This is a genomic window from Devosia sp., assembly GCF_028290625.1.
Classification (GTDB): Bacteria; Pseudomonadota; Alphaproteobacteria; order Rhizobiales; family Devosiaceae; genus Devosia.
Genome location: NZ_JAQGJM010000034.1, coordinates 88,565 through 110,481, shown reverse-complemented (window position 1 = coordinate 110,481; position 21,917 = coordinate 88,565). Strand labels below are relative to the sequence as shown.

Here is a 21,917-nt window from a genome sequence, read left to right as displayed (position 1 = left end):
CTGACTGGCTATTACCCGCCCTCTAAACCCCCTGGACTTCGCCGACCGTGTTGTTGGCGATGGTCAGCAGGGGGTATTTGGCGGCGTTGGCGATGAGGTCGGGTTCGACCATGTCGGCCCAGGCCATGCCGACCACGGCGTGATCGGGATCGAAGATCAAGTTGTTGGCGATCTGGGCATTGCCTGCGCCGCGGGCGACGCTGACACCGATGCCGATCAGGATGTCGTAGAGGACGTTGTTGGCGACCAGCACATTGCTGAGATACTGGCCGTAACCGGCGACGATGCCGGCGCCGGGGACGCGATAGATGGTGTTGCCGGTGACGGCGGTTTCGGCTTCCGCATAAATGCCGACCGGCGACGTATCGGGATTGACCAGCGATTTGGGGGCGATGTTGCGCACGATATTGCCGGAGCAGACGGCCAGGCGTCCGCCCTCGTTGTAATTGGTCATCGAAATGCCGGTGGCGGCGCCGTCGATGATGTTGTTGGCGATGAGGGAGCCGGAAAACGCGAATTCGGAATAGATCGCAGTCTCGCCCGAGCGCAGGCAGGTATTGCCGCTGACCTGGGTGTTGTTGGTGGTGTTGAGCCGCACGGCGGTGAAGGCGCAATCGGCGATGTGATTGTCGCTGACGATGACCTCATCGGCCTTGAACACATTGATGCCATTGCCGTTTTGGCCGTTGCCGCCGTCGGTGGCTTTGATGTTCCAGATCCGGTTTTCGCTGATGATCGAACCATCCGCCCCGCTCTCGCTGCGCCAGATGCGGATGCCGGCATTGCCGCAATCGCTGATGCGGTTGCCGGTGATTAGCAGGCCGCGATTGTCCAGCGCATGGATGGCGGCGTCGGCGTGGCCGCGGAAATCGCAGTCGGAAATGGTGACGGCCGAATCGGTGATGAAGAGGCCGGTGGTCGGGCTATCGACGAAGCCGCATTGGGTGAAGCTGACCGAGAGGCTAGACGCCACCTCGAGCACGGCGCCCAGGCCGCTTGCGGCGTCGCCCGTGCCGCCGGCGAAGATCACATTGGCGACCTTGGCGTCGCTGACGTTGGCAAATGAGCCGACCGAACCACCATTCCAGCCGGTGAGCTGGGTGGAGCCGGGCGTGCCCTCGATGGCGAGGCGGCTGGCAAACGCGATATTGGCAACGAAAATGGGGCCGGGCGGCAGCACCAGCTTTTGCCCACTGGCGGCGGCCGCCTGAATGGCCTCCTGGAGGGACTTGCTCTGGTCGTCGGGACTGCCCGGGATGACGCCAAAATCGACGGCGTAGAGCGCGTCGCCTGCGCGGGTGAGAGCGGGCGCGAGGACCCCGGTGGCGGCCAGGCTGGCGATGAGGTGGCGGCGGGTCAGGTGTGTCATGGGGTTAGTGTGCCGGTATGCGGGCGGCGAGGGAAGGGGGGAGGGCCGGGATGGTAAAGCGGGTGCGGGGTTAGCCGGTGGCCGGGCCTTACTCATCACATTGCCTTGTCCCGCATCGCCACGAACGGCTATAAGCCATGCGAACGATTTGACGGGGGCGCCGGCCATGCTGCTTGATGACATGATCTATCTCGGGAAAAGCACGCGGCCGGAATACTTGGCGCTGAAATATGGCAATCGCCACGGGCTGATCACCGGCGCGACCGGCACCGGCAAGACGGTGACGCTGCAGGTGTTGGCCGAGGGCTTTTCGGCCGCGGGCGTGCCGGTGTTTGCCGCCGATATCAAGGGCGACCTGTCTGGCGTCAGCAAGATGGGCAAGGCGCAGGGCTGGCAGACCCAGCGAGCGCAGGATATCGGCTTCGACGACTACAAGGATGACGTGTTCCCGGTGATTTTCTGGGACCTGTTCGGCCGTCAGGGACACCCGATCCGCGCGGCAATTTCCGAAATGGGCGCGCTGCTGCTCAGCCGGATATTGCAACTCAACGACACCCAGGAAGGGGTGTTGAATATCGCCTTCAAGCTGGCCGATGACGAGGGGCTGCTGCTGCTCGACCTGAAGGATTTGCGGGCGCTGCTGGTGGATATCCAGGAGCGAGCCAAGGAGATTTCGGTGCGCTACGGCAATGTCGCCACCGCCTCGATCGGCTCGGTGCAACGGGCGCTGTTGGTGCTGGAACAGCAGGGCGCGGAAAACTTCTTCGGCGAGCGGGCGCTGGAAATCGCCGATCTGATGCGCACCGACCGCGACGGCAAGGGGTTCATCTCGATCCTGGCTGCGGACGAGCTGATGCGCGCGCCGCGCCTCTATGCAACGTTCCTGCTGTGGCTGATGTCGGAACTGTTCGAGGCGCTGCCCGAAGTGGGGGACCTCGACAAGCCCAAGCTGGTGTTCTTCTTCGATGAGGCGCATCTGTTGTTCGACGACGCCCCCAAGGCGCTGGTTGACAAGGTCGAGCAGGTGGTCAAGCTGGTGCGCTCCAAGGGCGTCGGCATCTATTTCGTGACCCAGAATCCGGTCGATATTCCAGAGGCGGTGCTGGCCCAGCTTTCCAACCGGGTGCAGCATGCGCTGCGTGCCTATACGCCGCGCGAGCAGAAGGCCGTCAGGGTGGCGGCCGATACCTTCCGGCCCAATCCGGCCTTTTCGACCGCCGAGGTCATCACCCAATTGGCGACCGGCGAGGCGCTGGTTTCAGTGCTGGAGGACAAGGGCATTCCCTCGATGGTGGGACGCACGCTGATCCGGCCGCCATCGGCGCAGGTTGGGCCGATCCTGCCCGAAGAGCGGCGCGCCATCATGGCGAACTCGCCGGTGGCGGGGCTTTACGACACGCAGGTTGACCGCGACTCGGCATTCGAAGTTCTGGCGCGCAAGACGCGCGACAAGCAATTGGCCGAGGAAAAGCAGCGTCAGGACGATGATCTGGCCAAGGAGGCCAAGACCCAGCGCGCCGAACGCACCTATGACGATCGCCCGCCCGCGCGCCGCGCTTCGACCCGGCAGAGCCCGGCGGAAGCCGCGATGAATTCGCTAGCGCGCACGGTGGCCAATCGCCTGGGGAGTGCCCTGGTGCGCGGCATCCTCGGCGGCCTGAAGCGCGGTCGCTGAGCATGGCGATGAACAGCCCGGTACTGGCGGTTTTTGCCTCGGACAAGGGGCCGGGCGATGCCGAGCGCGCCAGCATCATGACGCAGGCCGGCATGTATTTCGCCCGCCACGGCGCCAGCATTATCTGCGTCGCCGAAAACGGCGTGATTCCGGTGCCGCTGCTGACGGCGGCGCGGGCGGCCGGCGGCGTGGTGCAGATCATCGCCGATGAATCGATCGTGCTGCCATCGGCCCTGGCGGATGTCGCCATCGAAGTGGTGGCCGATCATTCCGAGCGCATGCAGCGGGTGGCAGCGCTGGCCGACGCTTTCGTGGCGCTGCCCGGCTCGCTGGCCTCGGCCTCGGCGATGTTCGGCGCCTGGAGCGCCGGCAAGGCGCTGGGCAAAGCCGCGCCCGTGGTCATGCTCAACCGGCATCGCGCCTTCGAGGTCATGCGCGGCTATGCGGGAGACGTGCTGTCCCATGGCCTGCCGGGCTATGAGCGCTCGGTTCAGTTCGCCGACACGATCGAGGATTTGTGGAGCCGGGTCAGCCGGCTGATCGGCGAGCGGTAGTCACGCGCTTGCTTCGCGTTCTCGCAGTTCAGCAAGATAGGTGCGCAGAAGCGCGGCGCGTCTGGGGCGGAAGCTGGTTCCAGCAGCGCTGAGATCGATGATCCGCTCGACCCGGAACATCCGGAACGCCTCGCGCAGGCAGCACCAGGCCAGCACGGTCAGCGTACGGTCGGTATAGACGATCGCCAGCGGCAGGATGGTGCGCTCGGTGACCGCGTGGCCCTTGTCGGCGTAGCGGATTACCAAGGCCTCCTCTTGCCAGCAAGCCTGCCGGATTGCATCCAGATCACGCGCCTGGCTGTATCGCGCATCGGGGCGATAGACTTGCGAGATGGCGTGGAACAGATGCTGCTCACGATCATCGGGCAGGGTGGCGGCGACCTTGGCCAGCACCGAGATGGCGGCCTTGGCCAGCGCCGGATCGCCCATGTGCTGCACTTCGGCCAGGCCCAGGGCAATGGCCTCGATCTCGGCGCGATCAAAGGTCTGCGGCGGCAGCGCATAGTCCTCGATCAGCCGATAGCCATAGCCCCGCTCGCCCTCGATACGGGCGCCGGCAGCGCGCAGGCTATCGATATCGCGGTACAGCGAGCGCAAAGACACGCCCGTCTCGTCGGCCAGGCGCGCAGCGGTGATCGGTGCGGGCATGACGCGCATCGCCTGCAGCAGTCGGAAAAGTCGGTCGGATCGGGCCATCACTCAACTGTCGGAAACTGGCAGTTGGGCTTGGATATAACCGGGTTATCAGTTCAAGCAAAGGAAGCTGTGATGACCGTGCAATCGACGACGCATTTGAATTTCCGGGGCGATGCCCGCGCCGCGCTGGCATTCTACCAGTCCGTGTTTGGGGGCCATCAGATGGTGATTTCCTACAAGGACGCCGGGCAGATCCAGGACCCAGCTGAAGCCGACCAGGTGATGTGGGGCCAAGTCGCTGCGGACAATGGTTTCCGGGTGATGGCCTACGACGTGCCGTCGCGCGTGGGGTGGAACCCGGGCGAAATCCCGTTCTTCGTCTCGGTGCGCGGCAATGCCGCTGACGAAATCACGTTGTACTGGGAAAAACTCGTCGACGGCGCGACCATCGTGCAGCCGCTGGCGCCTTCAGGCTGGTCGCCGCTCTACGGCATGCTCAAGGATCGTTTTGGCGTGACCTGGGTGTTGGACGTCGAGAGCGCTTACGCAGCCTGATAGCCGTTGGAGGAAGGCGGCGCATCTTGGTGCGCCGCGTTCTGCTGCTGGAGCTAGTGCTCCAGCCCCGGATGTCTCGGCTTACGCCGGTCGGGGAACAGTTGCACCACATTGTCCGAGGCGCGACGGCCTTGCTGGACCAGCGGCAGGAGAGGCGGGACCCGGTTGCGGCGTTCGGGGCCGCGATAACCGCTGGGCGTGCTGATCACCGGGCGGGCGCGCAGGCGGGCCTGGACGCGCTGCAGCAGGTGGCGCGGCGACATTGGCTTGATCAGGACTTCATCGATGCCGGCGCTGATCGATTGGTGGCGCATCGGCGGAGTGATGGTGCGCGTCAGGGCGATGACCTGCACCTCTTGCGACTCGATGGAGTTGTCCAGGCGAATGGCTTCGACCATCTCATAGGCGGGGCGGCCGTCGCGGTCGAAATCGCAGACCAGCACATCGACCGGGGCCAGCCGCATATAGGCCAGCAGCGCCAAGTCGCTATCGAACTGGCGCACGCGCAAGCGCGCATCGCCAGCCAGCACCATTGTGAGGATGGACGATAGGGCAGGCGTGGCCGCGATGACGGCGACGGTCTTCAGCGAGTCAGGCACCGATGTCCCCCAATGGTAAACAATCGGTTACCATGGCGGTGTGCGGGGCAGAAGAGGACAGTTCCGTAAATGGCTAACGAGCGGGGGATATCGGGGAATCTTCACCTCTCCCTTGGGGGAGAGGTCGGCGCGCAGCGACGGGTGAGGGGGCTTCCCCGACCACCGAGTCTAGTAAAGGCCCCCTCACCCGACCCAAAGGGGTCGACCTCTCCCCCAAAGGGAGAGGTGAAGCAAGAGAGGCGATAAGGTCAGCCCTTCACCACATCCACCGCGAAGGCGAAGCACATGGCGGTTTCCTTGAGGCGATCGAAGCGGCCGGAGGCACCGCCATGACCGGCGCCCATATTGGTACGGAGGTAAAGTGGTGTGTCGCCGGTGCGGGTGGCGCGCAACTTGGCCACCCATTTGGCGGGCTCCCAATAGGTGACGCGCGGGTCGGTCAGGCCGGCCAAAGCGAAGATCGGTGGGTAGTCCTGCGCGGCCACCTGCTCATAGGGCGCGTAGGCGGCGATGCGGGCATAGTCCTCGGCGGAGGCGAGGGGATTGCCCCATTCGGGCCATTCGGGCGGGGTCAGCGGCAGGGTCTCGTCGAGCATGGTATTGAGCACGTCGACGAACGGCACCTGGGCGATGATGCCGGCCCACAGGTCCGGGCGCAGATTAGCGATGGCACCCATCAGCATGCCGCCGGCGGAACCGCCCTGGGCGACGATTTTTCCTTTGGACGTGAAGTTCTCTGCGATCAGCATTTCGGCCGAGGCGATGAAATCGGTGAAGGTATTGGTCTTGTGCTCGCGACGGCCCTGCACGTACCAGCGATAGCCCTTTTCCATGCCGCCGCGAATGTGGGCGGTGGCGTGGATGAAGCCGCGATCGACCAGCGACAGCGCGGAGATCGAGAAGGCGGCGGGCATGGACATGCCATAGGCGCCATAGCCGTAGAGTAGCGCGGCGGCGGTGCCATCGAGTGGCGTACCCTTGCGATAAAGCACGGTGACCGGAACCTGTTCACCATCGGGCGCGGTGGCGAAGAGGCGGCGGGTGACGTAGTCGTCGGGATTGTGGCCGGAGGGGACCTCCTGCTCCTTGAGCAGGGTGCGGGTGTCGGTGTCGAGATCGACATCATAGGTGCGCGACGGCGTGGTGGGCGACGAATAGGTCAGGCGGAACACCGAGGTGTCGAATTCGTAGCCCACCGACATGCCGAGCGAATAGGCTTCCTCGTCGAAATTGACGGTCTGCTCGGCGTTGGTGCGCAGGTCGCGGACGATGATGCGGGGCAGGCCCTCATAGCGTTCCAGCCGCAGCAGGTGGTTCTTGATGACCACGGTATCGAGGATCAGCACGCCCTGCTGATGCGGGACGAGGTCGGTCCAGTGCTCGGCGCCCGGCGTGGCGACGGGGGCGGTGACCACCTTAAAGTCCTCGGCGCCATCGGCATTGGTGCGGATGAACAGGACGCCGTCGCGCTCGTCGATATCGTATTCACGGTCGGTCAGGCGCGGTGCAACGAGACGTGGGGCACCGCCAGCCTCGGCATCGATCAGCCAGCACTCCGAGGTCTGGTGATCGTGGGCGTCGATGACGATGAACTTGTCGGAAAGGGTGCGGCCGACGCCGACGAAAAAGCCCGGATCGCGTTCCTCGAAGATGGTCGCGTCATCTTCTTGCGAGGTGCCGATGACGTGCAGCTTGACGCGGAACGGGCGGTGGTTGTCGTCATACTCGGTGTAGTAGATCGCCGAGGAATCGTTGGTCCACACATATGAGCCGGCGGTTTCGAGGATGACTTCCTCACTGTCCTTGCCGGTTTCCAGGTCGCGGATGACGATGTCGTAGTATTCCGAGCCGGCGCGGTCGGCGGCCCAGGCCAGGTAGCGGTGGCTGCGATCGTGCTCGGCGCCCGCAAAGCCGAAATAGCCCTCGCCGGCTTCGATATTGCAGTCGAGCAGCACGGTTTCGAGGCCGCCATCGCGGGGCGTGCGGACGATCTGGGCGTATTGCTTGCCCTCGAGCATGCGCGAATTATAGGCGAACGGGCCGTCATTGCTGGGAATGCCGCTATCGTCTTCTTTGATACGGCCGCGGATTTCCTTGTAGATCGTGTCCTGCAAATCCTGGGTGGGTTTGCCGAAATGCTCCTCGAAATAGGTGTTCTCGGCATCCAGATAAGCGCGGATTTCGCCATCCAGCGTCTCGGGCGACTGCATAACCTCCTGCCAGTTTTCCGCACGCAGCCAATCATAGGGGTCCTCGCGGACGATGGCGTGGTGCGTGGCGGAATGCGGCTTGCGGGCCGCGATCGGGGGATTGGTCATGGGCTGGATCCAGTCAGGAGTTCAGGCGGTGTTGGCGCAGATGTAAGCGGGCCGGCGGGGGATTGCTACCCGGCAGGCTGGCAAAGCATGGTCGAGCGTGGCAAATAGCATTGCCGAATGAGGAGAATGCCATGCGATCCTGGGACCCGATGCGCAATTTTCCCGAACTCGACGCGCTGCCGCACGAGGAGGCCAAGGCCCTCGTGGTCAAGACGCAGCGCGAGGTGTCGCGGCGACCGATGGTGCTGCTCGGACTGTTCGTCACGCTGCTGGTGGCGTGCGTCGGCATCTTCTATCTGGTGCCGCTCGGCGGCCTGACCGGCGGCGCCATCATGGGCGCATTGGTCGCCCTGGCCGGTATTGCCTACATGGTCGCGGTGATCAAACCGCGCATGCAGGCAGAATTCCGCAAGCAGGGATTTCCGCGCTAAAGCAAACAGAACTGTTGCCCTGTTGTGACGATGACCAGTGAACGGTGGAGACTGGGCCAGCCAGGCCGGTTTTGACTTGTCCCCGACTGCCCAGCCGCTAGTTTGATTGCAGGCCGACCTTCAGAATCGGTCAATGCGAGAGCCACGATTTGGGACTGTCCCTCGACGCCAGCATAGTGCTGATGGCGCTAGCGCCATTCGCGGCTGCCCTTCTGGCGCCGCTGGTGCAGCGCATTGCCGCCCCGTTCGCCGGCTGGGTATTGGCGCTGGTTCCTGCCGCGATCTTCGTGTTCCTCCTCGGCTTCATCGAGCCGATCGCGGCGCACCGTTTCGTGCAGGCGGGGCTCGATTGGGTGCCGGCCTATGGGCTGACGCTGTCATTTTTCATCGACGGACTGAGCCTGACCTTTGCGCTGGCGATTTCGGGGATCGGTGCGCTGATCCTGATTTATTCGGGCGCCTATCTGCGCGGGCATCGGCATCTGGGGCGGTTTCTCGGCTTCATGCTGGCCTTCATGGGCGCCATGCTCGGGCTGGTACTGGCCGATAACATGCTGGCGCTGTTCAGCTTCTGGGAGCTGACCACAGTCACCTCATTCCTGCTGATCGGTTTTGACCATTCCAGGCAGGCGGCGCGGCGGGGCGCCATCCAGGCGCTGGTGGTGACCAATATCGGCGGCATGGGGCTGTTGCTTGGCGTGATCCTGGCGCAACAATTGACCGGGCAATGGAACCTGAGCGGGCTGCGCGACTTCGGCGATGCCATGCGCGAAAATCCGGTTTATCCGGTGGTGCTGATCGCCTTTTTGGCTGCCGCCTTCACGAAGTCGGCGCAGTTTCCGTTCCACTTCTGGCTGCCCAATGCCATGGAAGCGCCGACGCCGGTTTCGGCGTTTCTACATTCGGCCACCATGGTGCAGGGCGGTGTCTACCTGCTGCTGCGGCTGACGCCGTTTCTGGGCGGCACGCCGGCGTGGACGGTGACGCTCGTGGCGTTTGGCGGTTTCACGCTGCTGTGGGGCGCGCTGGGGGCCATCCGCCAGACCGATCTCAAGCAGGTGCTGGCGCAGAGCACGATCGCTTCGCTTGGGCTCTTGGTGCTGCTGATCGGGCTGGGCACCGAACTGTCGATCACCGCAGCGATCCTCTATTTCGTCGCCCACGCCGTCTACAAGGCCGGGCTGTTCTTGGTGGTCGGCAATGTCGACCACGGCAGCGGTAGCCGCGATATCGTGACGCTGGGCGGCCTCGGCGATCCGATGCCGGTAACGTTCATCGCCGCGGCTTTGGCGGCCTTGTCGATGGTGGGGCTGCCGGTGACTGCCGGGTTCCTTGCCAAGGAAGAGATGTATCTGGGGCTGCTGGGGCCCGACTGGCCGCAGATCCTGGTGCTGATCGTCCTCGTCATCGGCAATGCGCTGCTCGCGGGTGTGGCGCTGAGCATCGCCATCCGGCCGTTCCTGGGCAGCCTGTTGCCGACGCCCAAGGTGCCGCATGAGGCACCGATCGCCATGCTGGCGGGGCCGGTGGTGCTAGGCGCGGCAGGGATTTTACTGGCGCTGAATGCCGGGCGATTGGGGCACGATATCGTGGTGCCCACCATCGCGGCGGTGCTGGGCGTGGCAGCGGAGAGCCACCTGACGCCGATGCTCGATTTCACCAGCCTGGCGCTATGGCTGTCGGCGGCGACCATTGCGCTGGGCATTCTGGTGCATTGGCAGCTGGCGCCGATCCGCAGCACCTTACGCCGGATTGGCACGGCGCTGGGCTGGACCTTCGATCACGGCTTCGACGCCGCCATGTTCGGGCTGATCCGGTTCGCCGGAGCGGTAACACGGTTGCTGCATCATGGGCGGCTGGAGCTGTATCTCGTGCTGGTGTTTGCCGGTTTCGCGCTGGCGGTGCTGGTGCCGGTGTTCGGCATGGGCGGGCTCGAAGCGCTGCTGCCGAATGCCGAACTGGGCGATTGGTCGGCCAAGCTGGCCTGGCCGCAATTGCAGGTTCACGAATGGGCGGTGCTGGCGATGGCGGTGGTCGGGCTCGTGGCGATCCTGACCGCAAAGAGTCGACTGGTGGCGATCCTGGCGCTGGGCGTGCAGGGCGCGGCGGTGGCGCTGATTTTCCTGTCGTTTGGCGCGCCGGATTTGGCCTTCACCCAGTTCATGGTGGAAATCCTGTCGGTGGTGATTCTGGCGCTGGTGATGACGCGGCTCAAGCTGGACGAGCGCGACTACCGCGAGTTCGAGGACCTGGCGCGCGATGGCACTCTGGCCGTGGTTGGCGGTACGGGTATCAGCCTGTTGCTGATGGTTGTGCTGGCGGGAGCCTTCGACCCACGCCTGAGCGATTTTTTCGCGGCGACCAGCGTGCCGATCGCGCATGGGGCCAATATCGTCAACGTCATCCTGGTCGACTATCGCGGTTTTGATACTTTGGGCGAAATCTCGGTCGTGCTTGGCGCGGGGATCGCCATTCTGGCGCTGTTGCGGCGCAGGCGGGCGGCGCCATGAACACGCTGATTTTCCGCACCATGGTGGGCCCGATCGTCACAATCATGCTGATCTTTTCGGCGTTCATCTGCCTGCGTGGGCATAATGCGCCGGGCGGCGGCTTCATCGGCGGGCTGATCGCGGCGGCGGCCATCGCGGTGCTGGGTATTGCTGGCGGCGCAACGGCCGCGCGCAAGGCGCTGCGGGTCGATCCGCTGGCGATTGCCGGATTTGGCGTGGTGATCGCGGCGCTGTCGGGGCTGGGGTCGATGTTCACTGGTTCACCCTTCCTGACCAGCATCTGGGCCTATTGGCCGCTGGGTGAAACCACGGTGCCGCTATCGACGCCGCTGGTATTCGATATCGGGGTTTACCTGGTGGTGTTGGGCACGCTGGCGGCGATTGCGCTGGTGCTCGAGGAGGAGGAGGGGCCATGAATTTCGTCCTCGCCGGGCTGGTCGGGCTGTTCATCGCCACGGCGATCTATTTCCTGCTGTCGCGATCCTTGATCCGCATGCTGCTGGGAATGGTGGTGCTGGGTAATGGCATCAATCTGCTGATTTTTACCGCCGGGCGGATCAGCAATGACGCGCCGCCGATCGTGCCGGGCGGGCTGGAACAGCCGGCGGGCGCCATCGCCAATCCGCTGCCGCAGGCACTGATCCTGACGGCTATCGTCATCGGCTTTGCCATGTTCAGTTTCCTCTTGGTGCTCGCGTTCCGCGCCTATCAGGCGATGGACGCCGAAGACACCGACAGAATGCGGCTGGCCGAGCCGGAGGACGCGCCGCGTCCGCCGTTGAGCTATTAGGGAAAGGGGCAGCATTATTTTCGACCTTTCCCAAGCCATTTTAACCGGAACCACGGCGCTGGCCGATTGGGTGATCGTGCTGCCGGTGGTGCTGGGCCTGCTCGGAGCCGCGCTGGCATTGATGCAGCGACGGGCCGGGATGGGCATAGCGCTGGTGGTGGTGGTGGCGATCATCGCCTGCGACATCCTGCTGGTGCAGCGCGTGCTCGATGGCGGGCCGCTCAGCATGACCATGGGGCGCTGGCTGCCGCCCTTCGGCATCAGCTTCGCGGCCGACATGTTCGGCGCCGGCTTTGCGCTGGCGGCCGCCTTGGTGACGCTGGTCGTGCTGGTCTATTCGCTCGGCGAGCGGGCGGAGGACGGGTTTTATCCACTGGTGCTGTTGCTGCTCGCCGGGGTGAGCGGGGCGTTCCTGACCGGCGACCTGTTCAACCTCTATGTCTGGTTCGAGGTCATGCTGATCGCCTCGTTCGGGCTGCTGGTGCTGGGCGGACGGCCGTTGCAGCTCGACGGCGCGGTCAAATACGGCTTCATCAATTTCCTCGCCACCAGCTTTTTCCTTGCGGCGCTGGGGCTGCTCTATGGGTTGATCGGTACGCTCAACATGGCCGACATCATTGGGCGTGCGCCGGACGCCAATCCTGCGGCGATGGCCGGGGTGGCGATGCTGATGGTGCTGGCCTTCGGCATCAAGGCCGCGGTGTTTCCGCTCAATGCCTGGTTGCCGGCTAGCTATCATACGCCGCCAGCGGCGGTCTCGGCACTGATGGCGGGGCTGCTGACCAAGGTCGGCGCCTATGCCATGCTGCGGGTGCTGGTCATGCTGTTGCCGGCTGCGCGCGAGCAGCTCGATTGGGTGCTGGCAGCGCTGGCCATCGCCACGCTGGTGATCGGCCCATTGGGCGCGATCGCCGAGACCAATCTGCGGCGCGCCATCGGCTTCCTGGTGATCGGCGGCATCGGTGCCATCATGGCCGGTATCGCCATGCCCAGCCTGCACGGGGTCGGCGGCGCGGGGCTCTATATTGTGCACGCCATGCTGACGCTGACGGCGCTGTATTTGGTGGCGGGGCTGGTGGAAAAGCTGACCGGCCAGACCGATAGCCGCTTGATGGGCGGGCTCTACGCGACCCATGCGCCGGTCTCGATCTTATTCTTCATCGTGGTATTGGCGGTTGCCGGCGTGCCGCCATTCCTCGGCTTCTGGCCCAAGCTGCTGCTGCTGGAGGGCGGGCTGGGCGATGCCGATCTGCGCGGGGCGGGCGAGACGGGGATCGATTGGCTGAGCCTCGTGATCGTTCTCGCGCTGCTGGTCAATGCCGTGCTGACGCTGATCGCCGGTACGCGGCTTTGGGCCCATATTTTCTGGCGTGAAGGGCAGGAGGGCCAGCATTCCGAATACCGCAGCGAGCCGCTGAACGTGTTGCCCGCGCGGGAGCGCTGGTTCGGCTTTGGCGCGGTGACGGTGCTGGTCGCGGCGATCGTGCTGGCCGGGCTATGGCCGGACTGGCTGTTCCAGGCCGCCCTGACCGGCGCGGGCGACATTGTCGAGCCAGCCGGCTATATTGCCGCCGTCGGGCTAGCAGGAGGCGGGCCATGAATTTCGCACTGCTGACGATTGTTTTGGTGGTGCTTTGGGGCGCGCTGACTGGCAGTTTTAGCGGGCCGAACCTGCTGCTGGGTGCGGTAATCGCGGCTGCGGCGCTGCTCTTGCTGCGCGGCCGCATTGGCCAGCCGAACGGCTTGCGACGGGTCATTCCAGCCGTGCTGCTGGCGGTGGTGTTCCTTTATGAACTGCTGCTCAGCGCAATCAGGGTGGCGCTGGTGGTGGTAGCGCCCAACCTGCGGGAACAGTTGCGGCCGGCCATCGTGGCGGTGCCGCTAACGGTGAAATCGGATCTCGAAATCACCCTCCTGGCCAACCTGATCACGCTGACGCCGGGCACGCTCAGTATCGACGTGTCCGATGACAAGAGCGTGCTCTATGTGCATGTGCTGATGCTGGAGGATCGCGCGAAGTTGATCGCAGGGATCGCCGAAGGCTTCGAAAAGCGCATCATGGCGGTGTTCGCATGAGCGGCGCGGATGCAATAGCGGCGGCGAGTCTGGTCGCCCTGGTGCTGTTGAGCGCCGGATTGTTGCTTTCCACTATAAGAATCTTAATCGGGCCGACTGTGGCGGACCGGGTGTTGGCTTTGGATTTATTGACAATCCTGGCTTTGGGCTTTGTTGGCGCGGTGACGATCCGCACCGGGTTCACGCTCTATCTCGACATCGCCATTGCGCTCGGCCTGCTGGGATTCTTGGCAACCATCGCTTTTGCCCGTTATATCCTGGTGCGCTCGCGCCCCGTTGCTGAGCAACCGAATCAGGAGCAAGCACCGTGATGGCCGAAATCGCGCGCTATGCCGGCGCTGTGCTGTTGGTGGCCGGCTCATTATTTAGTCTTATTGCGGCTTTGGGCGTGCTGCGCCTGCCTGATCTCTATACCCGGATGCACGCCGCCTCCAAGGCCGGGGCGGTCGGCGGCGGCATGATCCTGCTTGCCGTGGCATTGGTATCGTTTGATGGGGCAATAACGGTGCGGGCGCTGATCGGTATAGCGTTTCTGCTGCTGACCACACCAGTTGCGGCGCATCTTCTGGCGCGGGCACACTACCAATCAGGGGGCAGACCGGCGCAGATCACTGTCAGCAACGATCTCGATATTGTAAATAAGGCAGGCCGCGACAATTATTCGTAGCAGTTGGTAACATGTTAATTTGACATACCGGGTTGCACGAGACAGTAAAGGACCGTACAAAAAATGATGGCCCCGACTGCCCTCGTCTCGGCCCAATAAAAACAATGAAAGGTTGAATTATGAACGACACCGCTGGCGCGGCGACCGGTTACGAGAGCGACTTGATCGAACTCAGCACCGAAATCGTCTCAGCCTATGTTAGCCACAACGCCGTGAGCCCGACCGATCTGCCCAAGCTGATCGCCGAAATTCATGGCGCCCTTCGTGCCTTGCAGACCAACGAAGCACCGGTTCCGGTTGAAGAGTTGAAGCCTGCTGTGCCGGTTCGCAGGTCTGTTGCGGCCGACTACATCATCTGTCTCGAAGACGGCAAGAAGTTCAAATCGTTGAAGCGCCATCTTCGCACGCACTATAACCTCTCGCCCGAAGAATATCGCGAGAAGTGGGGCCTGCCGGCCGACTACCCAATGGTTGCCCCCAATTACTCGGCAACCCGCTCCAAGCTCGCCAAGGATAACGGCCTCGGCCGCAAGGCAAGCTGACGGGCACTTTCCCGGCCTACTGCCCCGCCGCTGTCCCCAAGGACCGATGCGGCGGGACTTGTTACGTCTATCATGCGGCCGCTCAGTGAGCGGCCGTTTGATTTTCGCCGCTACCCGTCCCCGAACGAATTAAGCTATCCGACTTATCCCCGTCTGGCTTTCTCGACCGCAATGTGTAGGAATAAATTCCTTAGTTGCGACGGAGACTGACGATGTACGAGATGATGGGGAACGCCGGTGCGGGGCGCTCGGGCCGCAGCCTTGCCGGACTGGCCCAAGGCCACGACGCGCAGTGCGACACGGTTATCGCCTTGGTTGCACAGGAAAAACGTATTCCGATTCGCCTGCTGATGCACAAATCGCGCTGCCGCATGGGTGCTGCGCGGGCCCGGCAATTGGCGATGTATCTCTGCCATGTCGCGCTGGGGCGCAGCCTGCAAGAGGTGGGGGACATCTTCGGCCGCGATAGGACAACAGTCTCATATGCCTGCGCGCTGATGGAAGATATGCGCGATGACCGCGGTTTCGACGACGCCGTGGCGGCGCTCGAACTGCGGATTGAGGCGGCCGTGGGGGCGGACGATCATGGCACGCGCTGATGTCCGTGCGCTGCGGTTCGTGCGAGCGCTGCTGCCCGATCATGCGGCGAGGATCGAAAACGGCAGTTATGCCGTGCAACGGGTGGATCGGGTTGCGCGGCTCGATCGCGCGGCGGCGGCGGAATTGGCCGGGGCAGGGGTGCTGATGCTGACCGAGTCAGTGTGCGTGCCTGGGCCGCGGGCACGCGATTGGCTGGCGGCAGAGGGACGTGACAAGAGTCATGTGGCGTCCGAGGCCCTTCCGCAGGTGGCGCCTTCGGTGTTGTATTCGCTCGACGAAAGCCCGCTGGCCCGGTTGGCGGTGGCGCGGGATGGGGAGCCGGCGTTCCTGCTGGCCCATCAGGTCGCGGCCGGGGAGCGGGTGCGAAAGCTGGTGGAGCGGGCGCGGCTCAGCCCTCGGATGACCATGAGTTATGACGCCAACCGGATCGCCAGCGGCGGTGGGCCGGCGGGGGCCAATGATCTATCGGACAGCGCCGTCGATGCGCGGCGTAAGCTGGACACCGTGGCGGCGCTGCTGCCGGCCGATTGCCGGGGCGTGGTATTTGACGTGTGCGGGCTGCTCAAGGGCTTGCAGACGGTGGAAACCGAGCGCGGCTGGCCCCGTCGTAGCGCCAAAATGGTGCTGCGGATCGGGCTTGAGCAGTTGGCCGTGCATTGGGGACTGTCGGCGCAGGCCCGCGGGAATGAAAGCGGACGGGTTGGCGGCTGGCTTGAGGAGAGGCTGCCGCTGTTTGGGGGCGGTGACCCCTCACCCTGACATTTCTGCTAGACGCCCAAATGTCTGCCCCTCTCTCATAAGGGGCGAGGGGTGACGACTGCGATCTCTCCGCTCTATCCCCTTCTCCCCCGTGGGAGAAGGTGTCCGGTAGATGAGGGACTAGCTCAGCGCCTTCGCCTCGGTGCGGATACGGTTGACCATGGCGACCAGGCCATTGGACCGCTGGGTGGTCAGGTGTTCGCGCAGGCCCATTTTGTCGAACAGGGCGATGGCGTCGGTTTCGGCTATCTCCCTGGCCGGGCGGTCGGAATAGAGCGCCAGCAGGATGGCGACCAGGCCCTGGACGATCATGGCGTCGCTTTCGCCGCGATATTTGAGCACGGTCTGACTACCGCGAGACTCGGTCTGCGCCGCCAGCCACACCTGGGAGACGCAGCCATTGACCTTGTTCTCGGCGGTCTTTTCGGCATCGGTCAGCTTGGGCAGGGCCTGGCCCAGCTCGATCAGATAGCGGTACCGATCCTCCCAATCGTCGAGAAAGGAGAGGTTTTCGGCAATGTCCTGGAAGGCTTGGGGCTCGCTCATGGCCTGTATCTAGTGCAAGCGAAGCTTAACTTCCAGACGGCTTCGGCCGAACTGGCGTGACAGGGCGCGGCGGACTGTTGGTTGCGAGCCAGATGACGTGGCGTGAGCCGCGGCTCTTGCCATTGGCGCGGACGCGTTCCTCTTCGACCGTGAAGCCGGCGCGTTGCAGACGCTGGGTAAAGGCGCGATCGGGCGCCGAGGCCCAGATCGCCAGCACGCCGCCAGGGCGTAGTGCGGCTTTGGCCGCCTTGAGGCCGGACATGCTGTAGAGCGCGTCATTGGTCTCGACGGTCAAGCCGTCGGGGCCATTGTCGACATCGAGAAGGATGGCGTCGTAGGCGGCCTTGGCGGAATTGATGACGCGGCGGACGTCATTGACCTTGATATCGACCCGTGGGTCATCGAGGCAGTCGCCAAAAATGGGCGCCATCGGGCCGCGCGCCCAGGCGACGACGGCGGGCATCAGTTCGGCGACAGTGATCTTGACCGTGGGCGGCAGTTCAGCGAGAGCCGCGCGCAAGGTGAAGCCCATGCCTAGCCCGCCGATCAGCATATGCGCCTTGGGGCGGTCGCTGATGCGGGCCCAGGACAGGCCTGCCATGGCTTCTTCAGACCCGCTTAGGCGGCTGTTCATCAAGGCGATTGTGCCCAGCATGATCGAGAATTCATCAGCGCGCTGGATCAGGCGGATGTCGCCACGACCATCGGGCAGCGGAACGGTATCGATCAAGACCCAGGGATTCACGGCGGACCCTTTCGCGGGAAGACTTACGGGTTGTCTCTATCGACGGTGCGATGGCCCCATGCAAGCGAAAGCGCGTCGCGGCCGACCAAGCCTCACTGCTTGTTGAATGGAGCATCCGCAACTCAAAGAGTGATCGGACGCTTGGTCCTGGTAGCAGGGGCACGGCCTTTCGATGACCTCCCGGCACAATCCGAAAAGCGGAGGAACTCTCATGAAACACTGGATATTCATTGGCACCCTGTCCCTGGGCGCCCTGATGACGGCAACCGCCATGGCGCAGGACGCCAGCGTGCTGACCGGCAAGGATGCATATGGCGATTGGGAAAAAGACGCGCCGGGGGTGATCCGGCATCTCGTTGCGAGCGACCTGGAAGCGCCGAACCTGACGGAATCGGCGTCCAATTCACCCTCCACCGTACCCATGCCTGAGGGGGCAATGCCCAAAGTGCCTGATGGCTTCAAGGTGGAACTGGTGGCCAGCGGCATCGAAAATCCGCGCGCTATCCGCTTCGCGCCCAATGGCGATCTGTTCGTGGGCAATTCGGAAGCCGGCAATGTGCTGGTCTACCATTTCGAGAACGGCGCGGCCAAACCAGTCTCGGAAGGCGTATTCGCCGCGGGCTGAACCAGCCCTATGGCGTGGCGTTCTATCCGGCAGGCAACGATCCGCAATGGGTCTATGTTGCCGAAAGCGACGGGCTCAAGCGCTTTCCCTATAAAAGCGGGGACATGAAAGCCACAGGCGCCCCAGAGACGCTGTTCGATAACATCGACCCCGAACATCACTGGGCACGCGACGTGGCGTTCTCGGCCGATGGCAAGACCATGTATTATTCGGTCGGCTCGGGCTCCAATGTGGGTGACGGCACCATGGACCCCGAACCCGCAGGCGGTATCGATGCCTGGGCTTCGGCCCATCCTCTCGGCGTGGCCTGGGGCGAGGAAGAGCGCCGCGCCGCGGTGCTGACCTTCGATCCCGATGGCAAGAACGAGCGCTATTTCGCCACCGGCCTGCGCAATTGCGCCGGCATGACCATGCAGCCGGCGACCGACGAGCCCTGGTGCGTGGTCAACAATGTCGACGAGCTGGGCGACAACGTGCCGTTTGAATTCGCCACCTCGGTGAAGGATGGCGGCTTCTATGGCTGGCCCTGGTACTATATCGGCGACAACCCGGACCCGCGCTGGAAGGACAATCCGCGCCCCGATCTCAAGGGTAAGGTAACGGTCGGCGACGTGCTGTTCCAGGCCCACTCGGCCCCGTTGAACATCGCCTTTTATAACAGTGACGCCTGGGGCGCGGACTACAAGGGTGACGCGTTTGTCGCGATGCACGGCTCGTGGAACCGCGGCCAGCGCACCGGCTACAAGGTGGTGCACCTGAACTTCGATGCCAGCGGCAAGCCCGACGGCACCTATGATGACTTCATGACCGGCTTCGTCGTCGATGCCGACAATGTCTGGGGTCGCCCGGTCGGCGTTGCGGTGGCACCAGATGGCGCGCTGTTCGTCTCCGAGGATGGCAGCGGCACGATATGGCGTGTCACCAAGCAGTAGTTAACTAATCATTACATTGAAGCCCGGACCTTGCCCGGGCTTTCTTCGCCTAGGTCAATAGTAATCCGACATATCGACCGACAAGCGAAAAGCATTTTCTAAACAGCCTCCGCAATTTAAGTAGCGCTTAACCATTCTATTGCACTTTGAATTAACCATAAAAATTAATCCAAGGCCGAGTAGATGAGTGTGAAATTGTACGCCGTGCTGTTGTCGGCATCCTTGGCATCTACTGCGGTTTTCGCCCAGGACGCTCCGGCAAGTGCGTTTGGTGCGACGCTTGGCGCGACGTTTTTCACCATGCCTCATATCGACAAGGGCATCGCGTTTGGGGCGCCGGGAGCGACGTCTTCGTCGGTAGGCGGCGGCGGTATTGGCGCCACCTTCGGGCTGAGCGGGGGGCTGAGCGTCGGCAAGTTCGGTGCTTACGACGCCGCCGTCGGCCTGTCCGGCTTCACCACTATCGGTCAGTCAAATTCAACGGTCGTGGATACCTTCACCGGTCCGGGGACGGTCACCATTGGTGGCTATACAACGCCGGCAAACGCCAATGTCGTGCTGACAACCAACAGCGTTCCGGGCAACTCGGCTGCCAGCGCGGTCATCACGCATACCAACCCGCAGGGTGGCGTAAACAACGTCAACCTCAACGTCGCAGGCAACGTGAATAGCTATGGTGCCTCCGTTGCGGCCGGGGCCAATAGCTTCGCCTTGGGGGGCGTGGTGACGCAGCAGGGCGCCGTGAACAGCGCTGCGGCTTACGCGGCCGTGGCCGCATCGGACGGTGGCGTATTTTTCGCCGCGGGTGATCTGACGGGGCTGGCGGTAACGACCAATGTCAGGAGGAGTGTGATTTACACCGGCGCCGATCTAAGCGTTGCCATGTCGACCAACACCGGCGGAATGGCCATTCAAGGCTATGCCGGACCAAGCTATCGGCTGCTCGACCAATCGAGCAAGACCACTATCAGCGTGGATATCCCCGAAGCGAGCCCCACTGCGACGACCTTTCCGACCTATTCGATGGCCCGCGACGAGCAACTGACCTCGAACTATTTCGGCGGCGTGGTCGGTCTTAACATCAGCAAGCCAATCGCGGACGACATGACCTTCTCGCTGGGCGTCGAGGGCGGTGTCTACTATGTGCACGACAATATGGAGGGCCGCGAAAGCTACTCCATCGCCGGCGGGGCGCCCACGTCCGTGCCTTTGACTACCGTCAACAATGCCAATGGTATCGGTATGGAGGCTGATGGTGTTGCTTGGTCGGCCAAGATCTCGCCGTCGATTACCGTGGCACTGGCCTCGAACCGCCAACTGACATTCGGTGGCGCTGTCGATTACTTGTCGCGCGTCGCATCGGTGACGCGGGATGGTTCGGTCGCCTCGGCCACCAATACCTATGCGGGGACCGACGATGGCACGCTCAACTATAACGGGTCCTCGCAGACCGCACACGCGCTGAGTTTTGCGCCAATGTGGAGCTTTACGCCCACGGTGTCATATACCGGGCAGTTCTGATTGGCAGGCGTTCTTGAGACATACGGCGGGGCAGTGCCCCGCCGTATGCATTTTAAGAAAACGGATCAGTAGGCGATCTGTGTCGTCGTCGAGACGTTGCCAAGGCCAGACTGGTCGATCGAAGAATAGTTATGGCCGCCGCCAGCGGCCTGCTGGTTGGTCAGGGACTGGTTTGCGACGCCGGTCTGTGTGGTGAACGACTGATTGGCGCCGCCATTGACGGCGAGCTGATTGGTCAACGACAGATTTGCGATGCCGGTCTGGGTCGTGCCCGACTGATTGACGCCGCCGTTGACGGCGTTCTGGTTGGTCACTGCCTGATTGAACAGGCCCGACTGGCGGATGCCCGCATCGTTAAGGCCTTTATCGGCCTGCTGATTCAACTGAGCGTTGTTGAGCACGCCGGTCTGGTACGTGCCACCCAGGTTGATGCCGCCGGGCGCAACCTGGATCACGTTGGAATTATTCAGAGCGCCGTTCTGGCCGACGTTAAGCCAGTTATAACCGGCCGCGTTGACCTGAGTTTTTGTCGAGTTGTTCAGCAAACCATGCTGATCGAGACCCAGATCGTTGTGGCCGGCAACAACGATGGCGTTGCCAAGCAGCGCGATATTGGCTGCATTTGCACCGGATACACCCAGAGCCAAAATGGTTGCGGCGATCAAAATGGTACGCATTAAATCTTCCCTCACTTAAACAATGAACGCAGGGTTTTCCCCAACCCGCGGCCTCGCCTTGGGTAAGTAGAGATGCGCAGATGTCCAAAAATAAAGGAAGTCTTAACTATATAGTATTTCAGGTAGACGATTATTAACCTTACCTACGCAAGGCATGCTTAATCGATACAGTTTGATTCAAATTTTATATTGTTTAGTGTGCAAAATTGGCCCGGTGGTGGCACACAAAAGCGCTGCGCACGGTCGGAATAGTCGGCACGCGTTTAACGATGTACGCGGCTGGCTCCGCCCCGCCCCGAAGTTGGGGCCTTTTTCTGGCGCCAGACATAGGCAAGCCTTTGGCCGCCCGGCGCGATGGTCCTCAACACCAAAAAGAAAAGCCGCAAGCACGGGCAGCGTGCTTGCGGCAGGGGCCAGGGGCGCTTGGGCGTCTGGGGAAGACGCGACCCTGGGTCGTTGGCGAGGGCTTTGGCCGCTCGCTATCCCGCCCGGCGCAGACGTGGCATGGGGTATGGCACATCGTTGGCTGTCGGCGAATCCTGCATGGTGGGACCGACTGACGGGGTATCTGGAAGGCTGGGCAGCACCGAGGCGAGCACCGCTTTACCGCCGAAGCACTGCAAACTATCGCACTGAATGGCATCGACCTGTTCGGACACCAGTTGCTGGCCGGCGGCCACGGCCTGATTGGCGGCGGCGTGGGGATCGAAATCCATACCAGGCCGGATCACCATGTAGGCCACCAATAGCCAGAACACTGAACGCACCAAAAACATCGTCTTATCCGAAT

The 21,917-nt window shown here is 63.1% G+C and carries 25 protein-coding genes; 17 read left to right on the top strand and 8 right to left on the bottom strand.

The window, feature by feature from the left end; all coding sequences use genetic code 11:
• Positions 1-22: 22 nt before the first annotated feature.
• A complete protein-coding gene (locus JWR51_RS18640; RefSeq protein ID WP_299750977.1) occupies positions 23-1,369 on the bottom strand; it encodes a TIGR03808 family TAT-translocated repetitive protein in 1,347 nt (448 codons plus the stop codon).
• Positions 1,370-1,535: 166 nt separating this feature from the next.
• Here JWR51_RS18640 and JWR51_RS18635 point away from each other — a divergent pair, with 166 nt between their 5' ends.
• Positions 1,536-3,044: a helicase HerA-like domain-containing protein gene (locus JWR51_RS18635; RefSeq protein ID WP_299750974.1), complete on the top strand. Its 1,509-nt coding sequence runs from the start codon at positions 1,536-1,538 to the stop codon at positions 3,042-3,044.
• Between the two features lie 8 nt (positions 3,045-3,052).
• A complete protein-coding gene (locus JWR51_RS18630; RefSeq protein ID WP_299750972.1) occupies positions 3,053-3,598 on the top strand; it encodes an LOG family protein in 546 nt (181 codons plus the stop codon).
• On the opposite strand, the gene JWR51_RS18625 is transcribed toward JWR51_RS18630, so the two are convergent.
• Positions 3,599-4,294, bottom strand: a complete 696-nt coding sequence (locus JWR51_RS18625; protein WP_299750969.1) for a YafY family protein — start codon at positions 4,292-4,294, stop codon at positions 3,599-3,601.
• A gap of 72 nt (positions 4,295-4,366) precedes the next feature.
• Here JWR51_RS18625 and JWR51_RS18620 point away from each other — a divergent pair, with 72 nt between their 5' ends.
• Positions 4,367-4,789, top strand: coding sequence for a VOC family protein (locus JWR51_RS18620; protein WP_299750966.1), 423 nt, complete (start codon positions 4,367-4,369; stop codon positions 4,787-4,789).
• A gap of 53 nt (positions 4,790-4,842) precedes the next feature.
• Here the strand turns inward: JWR51_RS18620 and JWR51_RS18615 are convergent, their stop codons facing one another.
• Both JWR51_RS18615 and JWR51_RS18610 read right to left on the bottom strand, forming a co-directional pair.
• Entirely contained in the window at positions 4,843-5,388 is a 546-nt protein-coding gene (locus JWR51_RS18615; protein ID WP_299750963.1) for a response regulator, read from the bottom strand.
• Positions 5,389-5,636: 248 nt separating this feature from the next.
• Positions 5,637-7,706 (bottom strand): S9 family peptidase, encoded by a 2,070-nt coding sequence (locus JWR51_RS18610; RefSeq protein WP_299750960.1) that lies wholly within the window; start codon positions 7,704-7,706, stop codon positions 5,637-5,639.
• Between the two features lie 131 nt (positions 7,707-7,837).
• Between JWR51_RS18610 and JWR51_RS18605 the strand changes: the two genes are divergently transcribed.
• The 11 genes from JWR51_RS18605 (at position 7,838) to JWR51_RS18555 (ending at position 16,081) form a co-directional block, all read left to right on the top strand.
• Complete coding sequence (locus tag JWR51_RS18605) at positions 7,838-8,137, top strand: hypothetical protein (protein WP_299750957.1); 300 nt, start codon at positions 7,838-7,840, stop codon at positions 8,135-8,137.
• Between the two features lie 149 nt (positions 8,138-8,286).
• Positions 8,287-10,647 carry a hydrogen gas-evolving membrane-bound hydrogenase subunit E gene (gene mbhE / locus JWR51_RS18600; RefSeq protein ID WP_366525631.1) on the top strand — a complete coding sequence of 787 codons (2,361 nt, stop codon included), beginning with the start codon at positions 8,287-8,289 and terminating at the stop codon, positions 10,645-10,647.
• A complete protein-coding gene (locus JWR51_RS18595; RefSeq protein WP_299750954.1) occupies positions 10,644-11,063 on the top strand; it encodes an MnhB domain-containing protein in 420 nt (139 codons plus the stop codon). The genes mbhE and JWR51_RS18595 overlap by 4 nt, the downstream gene beginning before the upstream one ends.
• Positions 11,060-11,437, top strand: coding sequence for a Na+/H+ antiporter subunit C (locus JWR51_RS18590; protein WP_299750952.1), 378 nt, complete (start codon positions 11,060-11,062; stop codon positions 11,435-11,437). Before JWR51_RS18595 ends, JWR51_RS18590 begins: the two co-directional genes overlap by 4 nt.
• A gap of 70 nt (positions 11,438-11,507) precedes the next feature.
• A complete protein-coding gene (locus JWR51_RS18585) occupies positions 11,508-13,037 on the top strand; it encodes a proton-conducting transporter membrane subunit (protein ID WP_299750949.1) in 1,530 nt (509 codons plus the stop codon).
• Positions 13,034-13,513, top strand: a complete 480-nt coding sequence (locus JWR51_RS18580; RefSeq protein WP_299750946.1) for a Na+/H+ antiporter subunit E — start codon at positions 13,034-13,036, stop codon at positions 13,511-13,513. The genes JWR51_RS18585 and JWR51_RS18580 overlap by 4 nt, the downstream gene beginning before the upstream one ends.
• Positions 13,510-13,824: a cation:proton antiporter gene (locus JWR51_RS18575; RefSeq protein ID WP_299750943.1), complete on the top strand. Its 315-nt coding sequence runs from the start codon at positions 13,510-13,512 to the stop codon at positions 13,822-13,824. Before JWR51_RS18580 ends, JWR51_RS18575 begins: the two co-directional genes overlap by 4 nt.
• Positions 13,824-14,180 (top strand): monovalent cation/H(+) antiporter subunit G, encoded by a 357-nt coding sequence (mnhG, locus tag JWR51_RS18570; protein ID WP_299750941.1) that lies wholly within the window; start codon positions 13,824-13,826, stop codon positions 14,178-14,180. The genes JWR51_RS18575 and mnhG overlap by 1 nt, the downstream gene beginning before the upstream one ends.
• Before the next feature lie 119 nt (positions 14,181-14,299).
• Positions 14,300-14,722 carry a MucR family transcriptional regulator gene (locus tag JWR51_RS18565; RefSeq protein WP_299730052.1) on the top strand — a complete coding sequence of 141 codons (423 nt, stop codon included), beginning with the start codon at positions 14,300-14,302 and terminating at the stop codon, positions 14,720-14,722.
• Positions 14,723-14,934: 212 nt separating this feature from the next.
• A complete protein-coding gene (locus JWR51_RS18560) occupies positions 14,935-15,321 on the top strand; it encodes a helix-turn-helix domain-containing protein (protein WP_299750938.1) in 387 nt (128 codons plus the stop codon).
• Positions 15,308-16,081 (top strand): DUF6456 domain-containing protein, encoded by a 774-nt coding sequence (locus JWR51_RS18555; protein WP_299750936.1) that lies wholly within the window; start codon positions 15,308-15,310, stop codon positions 16,079-16,081. Before JWR51_RS18560 ends, JWR51_RS18555 begins: the two co-directional genes overlap by 14 nt.
• 120 nt (positions 16,082-16,201) lie before the next feature.
• Here JWR51_RS18555 and JWR51_RS18550 read toward each other — a convergent pair whose 3' ends face one another.
• Positions 16,202-16,627, bottom strand: a complete 426-nt coding sequence (locus tag JWR51_RS18550) for a SufE family protein (RefSeq protein ID WP_299750934.1) — start codon at positions 16,625-16,627, stop codon at positions 16,202-16,204.
• Between the two features lie 25 nt (positions 16,628-16,652).
• Complete coding sequence (locus JWR51_RS18545) at positions 16,653-17,372, bottom strand: MnmC family methyltransferase (RefSeq protein WP_299750931.1); 720 nt, start codon at positions 17,370-17,372, stop codon at positions 16,653-16,655.
• 211 nt (positions 17,373-17,583) lie between these two features.
• Here JWR51_RS18545 and JWR51_RS24070 point away from each other — a divergent pair, with 211 nt between their 5' ends.
• The 3 genes from JWR51_RS24070 (at position 17,584) to JWR51_RS18535 (ending at position 20,450) form a co-directional block, all read left to right on the top strand.
• Complete coding sequence (locus tag JWR51_RS24070; RefSeq protein WP_366525630.1) at positions 17,584-17,997, top strand: hypothetical protein; 414 nt, start codon at positions 17,584-17,586, stop codon at positions 17,995-17,997.
• A 14-nt stretch (positions 17,998-18,011) separates the two neighbouring features.
• The gene (locus JWR51_RS18540; RefSeq protein ID WP_366525629.1) at positions 18,012-18,929 is read left to right on the top strand and encodes a PQQ-dependent sugar dehydrogenase; all 918 of its coding nucleotides are present in this window, start codon (positions 18,012-18,014) and stop codon (positions 18,927-18,929) included.
• A gap of 183 nt (positions 18,930-19,112) precedes the next feature.
• Complete coding sequence (locus JWR51_RS18535; protein ID WP_299750928.1) at positions 19,113-20,450, top strand: hypothetical protein; 1,338 nt, start codon at positions 19,113-19,115, stop codon at positions 20,448-20,450.
• A 65-nt stretch (positions 20,451-20,515) separates the two neighbouring features.
• On the opposite strand, the gene JWR51_RS18530 is transcribed toward JWR51_RS18535, so the two are convergent.
• Together JWR51_RS18530 and JWR51_RS18525 are read right to left on the bottom strand one after the other, a co-directional pair.
• Positions 20,516-21,115, bottom strand: coding sequence for a hypothetical protein (locus JWR51_RS18530; RefSeq protein ID WP_299750925.1), 600 nt, complete (start codon positions 21,113-21,115; stop codon positions 20,516-20,518).
• A 491-nt stretch (positions 21,116-21,606) separates the two neighbouring features.
• Positions 21,607-21,903 (bottom strand): hypothetical protein, encoded by a 297-nt coding sequence (locus JWR51_RS18525; RefSeq protein ID WP_299750922.1) that lies wholly within the window; start codon positions 21,901-21,903, stop codon positions 21,607-21,609.
• Between the last annotated feature and the right edge of the window lie 14 nt (positions 21,904-21,917).

What these genes read in the sequence shown, in the direction of transcription:
- JWR51_RS24070 (WP_366525630.1), top strand. Translation starts at nt 17,584, where the DNA reads ATGAAACACTGGATATTCATTGGCACCCTGTCCCTGGGCGCCCTGATG.
- JWR51_RS18550 (WP_299750934.1), bottom strand. Translation starts at nt 16,627, where the DNA reads ATGAGCGAGCCCCAAGCCTTCCAGGACATTGCCGAAAACCTCTCCTTT.
- JWR51_RS18535 (WP_299750928.1), top strand. Translation starts at nt 19,113, where the DNA reads ATGAGTGTGAAATTGTACGCCGTGCTGTTGTCGGCATCCTTGGCATCT.
- JWR51_RS18575 (WP_299750943.1), top strand. Translation starts at nt 13,510, where the DNA reads ATGAGCGGCGCGGATGCAATAGCGGCGGCGAGTCTGGTCGCCCTGGTG.
- JWR51_RS18525 (WP_299750922.1), bottom strand. Translation starts at nt 21,903, where the DNA reads ATGTTTTTGGTGCGTTCAGTGTTCTGGCTATTGGTGGCCTACATGGTG.
- JWR51_RS18590 (WP_299750952.1), top strand. Translation starts at nt 11,060, where the DNA reads ATGAATTTCGTCCTCGCCGGGCTGGTCGGGCTGTTCATCGCCACGGCG.
- JWR51_RS18640 (WP_299750977.1), bottom strand. Translation starts at nt 1,369, where the DNA reads ATGACACACCTGACCCGCCGCCACCTCATCGCCAGCCTGGCCGCCACC.
- JWR51_RS18605 (WP_299750957.1), top strand. Translation starts at nt 7,838, where the DNA reads ATGCGATCCTGGGACCCGATGCGCAATTTTCCCGAACTCGACGCGCTG.
- JWR51_RS18620 (WP_299750966.1), top strand. Translation starts at nt 4,367, where the DNA reads ATGACCGTGCAATCGACGACGCATTTGAATTTCCGGGGCGATGCCCGC.
- JWR51_RS18595 (WP_299750954.1), top strand. Translation starts at nt 10,644, where the DNA reads ATGAACACGCTGATTTTCCGCACCATGGTGGGCCCGATCGTCACAATC.
- JWR51_RS18580 (WP_299750946.1), top strand. Translation starts at nt 13,034, where the DNA reads ATGAATTTCGCACTGCTGACGATTGTTTTGGTGGTGCTTTGGGGCGCG.
- JWR51_RS18560 (WP_299750938.1), top strand. Translation starts at nt 14,935, where the DNA reads ATGTACGAGATGATGGGGAACGCCGGTGCGGGGCGCTCGGGCCGCAGC.
- JWR51_RS18625 (WP_299750969.1), bottom strand. Translation starts at nt 4,294, where the DNA reads ATGGCCCGATCCGACCGACTTTTCCGACTGCTGCAGGCGATGCGCGTC.
- JWR51_RS18610 (WP_299750960.1), bottom strand. Translation starts at nt 7,706, where the DNA reads ATGACCAATCCCCCGATCGCGGCCCGCAAGCCGCATTCCGCCACGCAC.
- JWR51_RS18555 (WP_299750936.1), top strand. Translation starts at nt 15,308, where the DNA reads ATGGCACGCGCTGATGTCCGTGCGCTGCGGTTCGTGCGAGCGCTGCTG.
- mnhG (WP_299750941.1), top strand. Translation starts at nt 13,824, where the DNA reads ATGGCCGAAATCGCGCGCTATGCCGGCGCTGTGCTGTTGGTGGCCGGC.
- JWR51_RS18630 (WP_299750972.1), top strand. Translation starts at nt 3,053, where the DNA reads ATGAACAGCCCGGTACTGGCGGTTTTTGCCTCGGACAAGGGGCCGGGC.
- JWR51_RS18565 (WP_299730052.1), top strand. Translation starts at nt 14,300, where the DNA reads ATGAACGACACCGCTGGCGCGGCGACCGGTTACGAGAGCGACTTGATC.
- JWR51_RS18635 (WP_299750974.1), top strand. Translation starts at nt 1,536, where the DNA reads ATGCTGCTTGATGACATGATCTATCTCGGGAAAAGCACGCGGCCGGAA.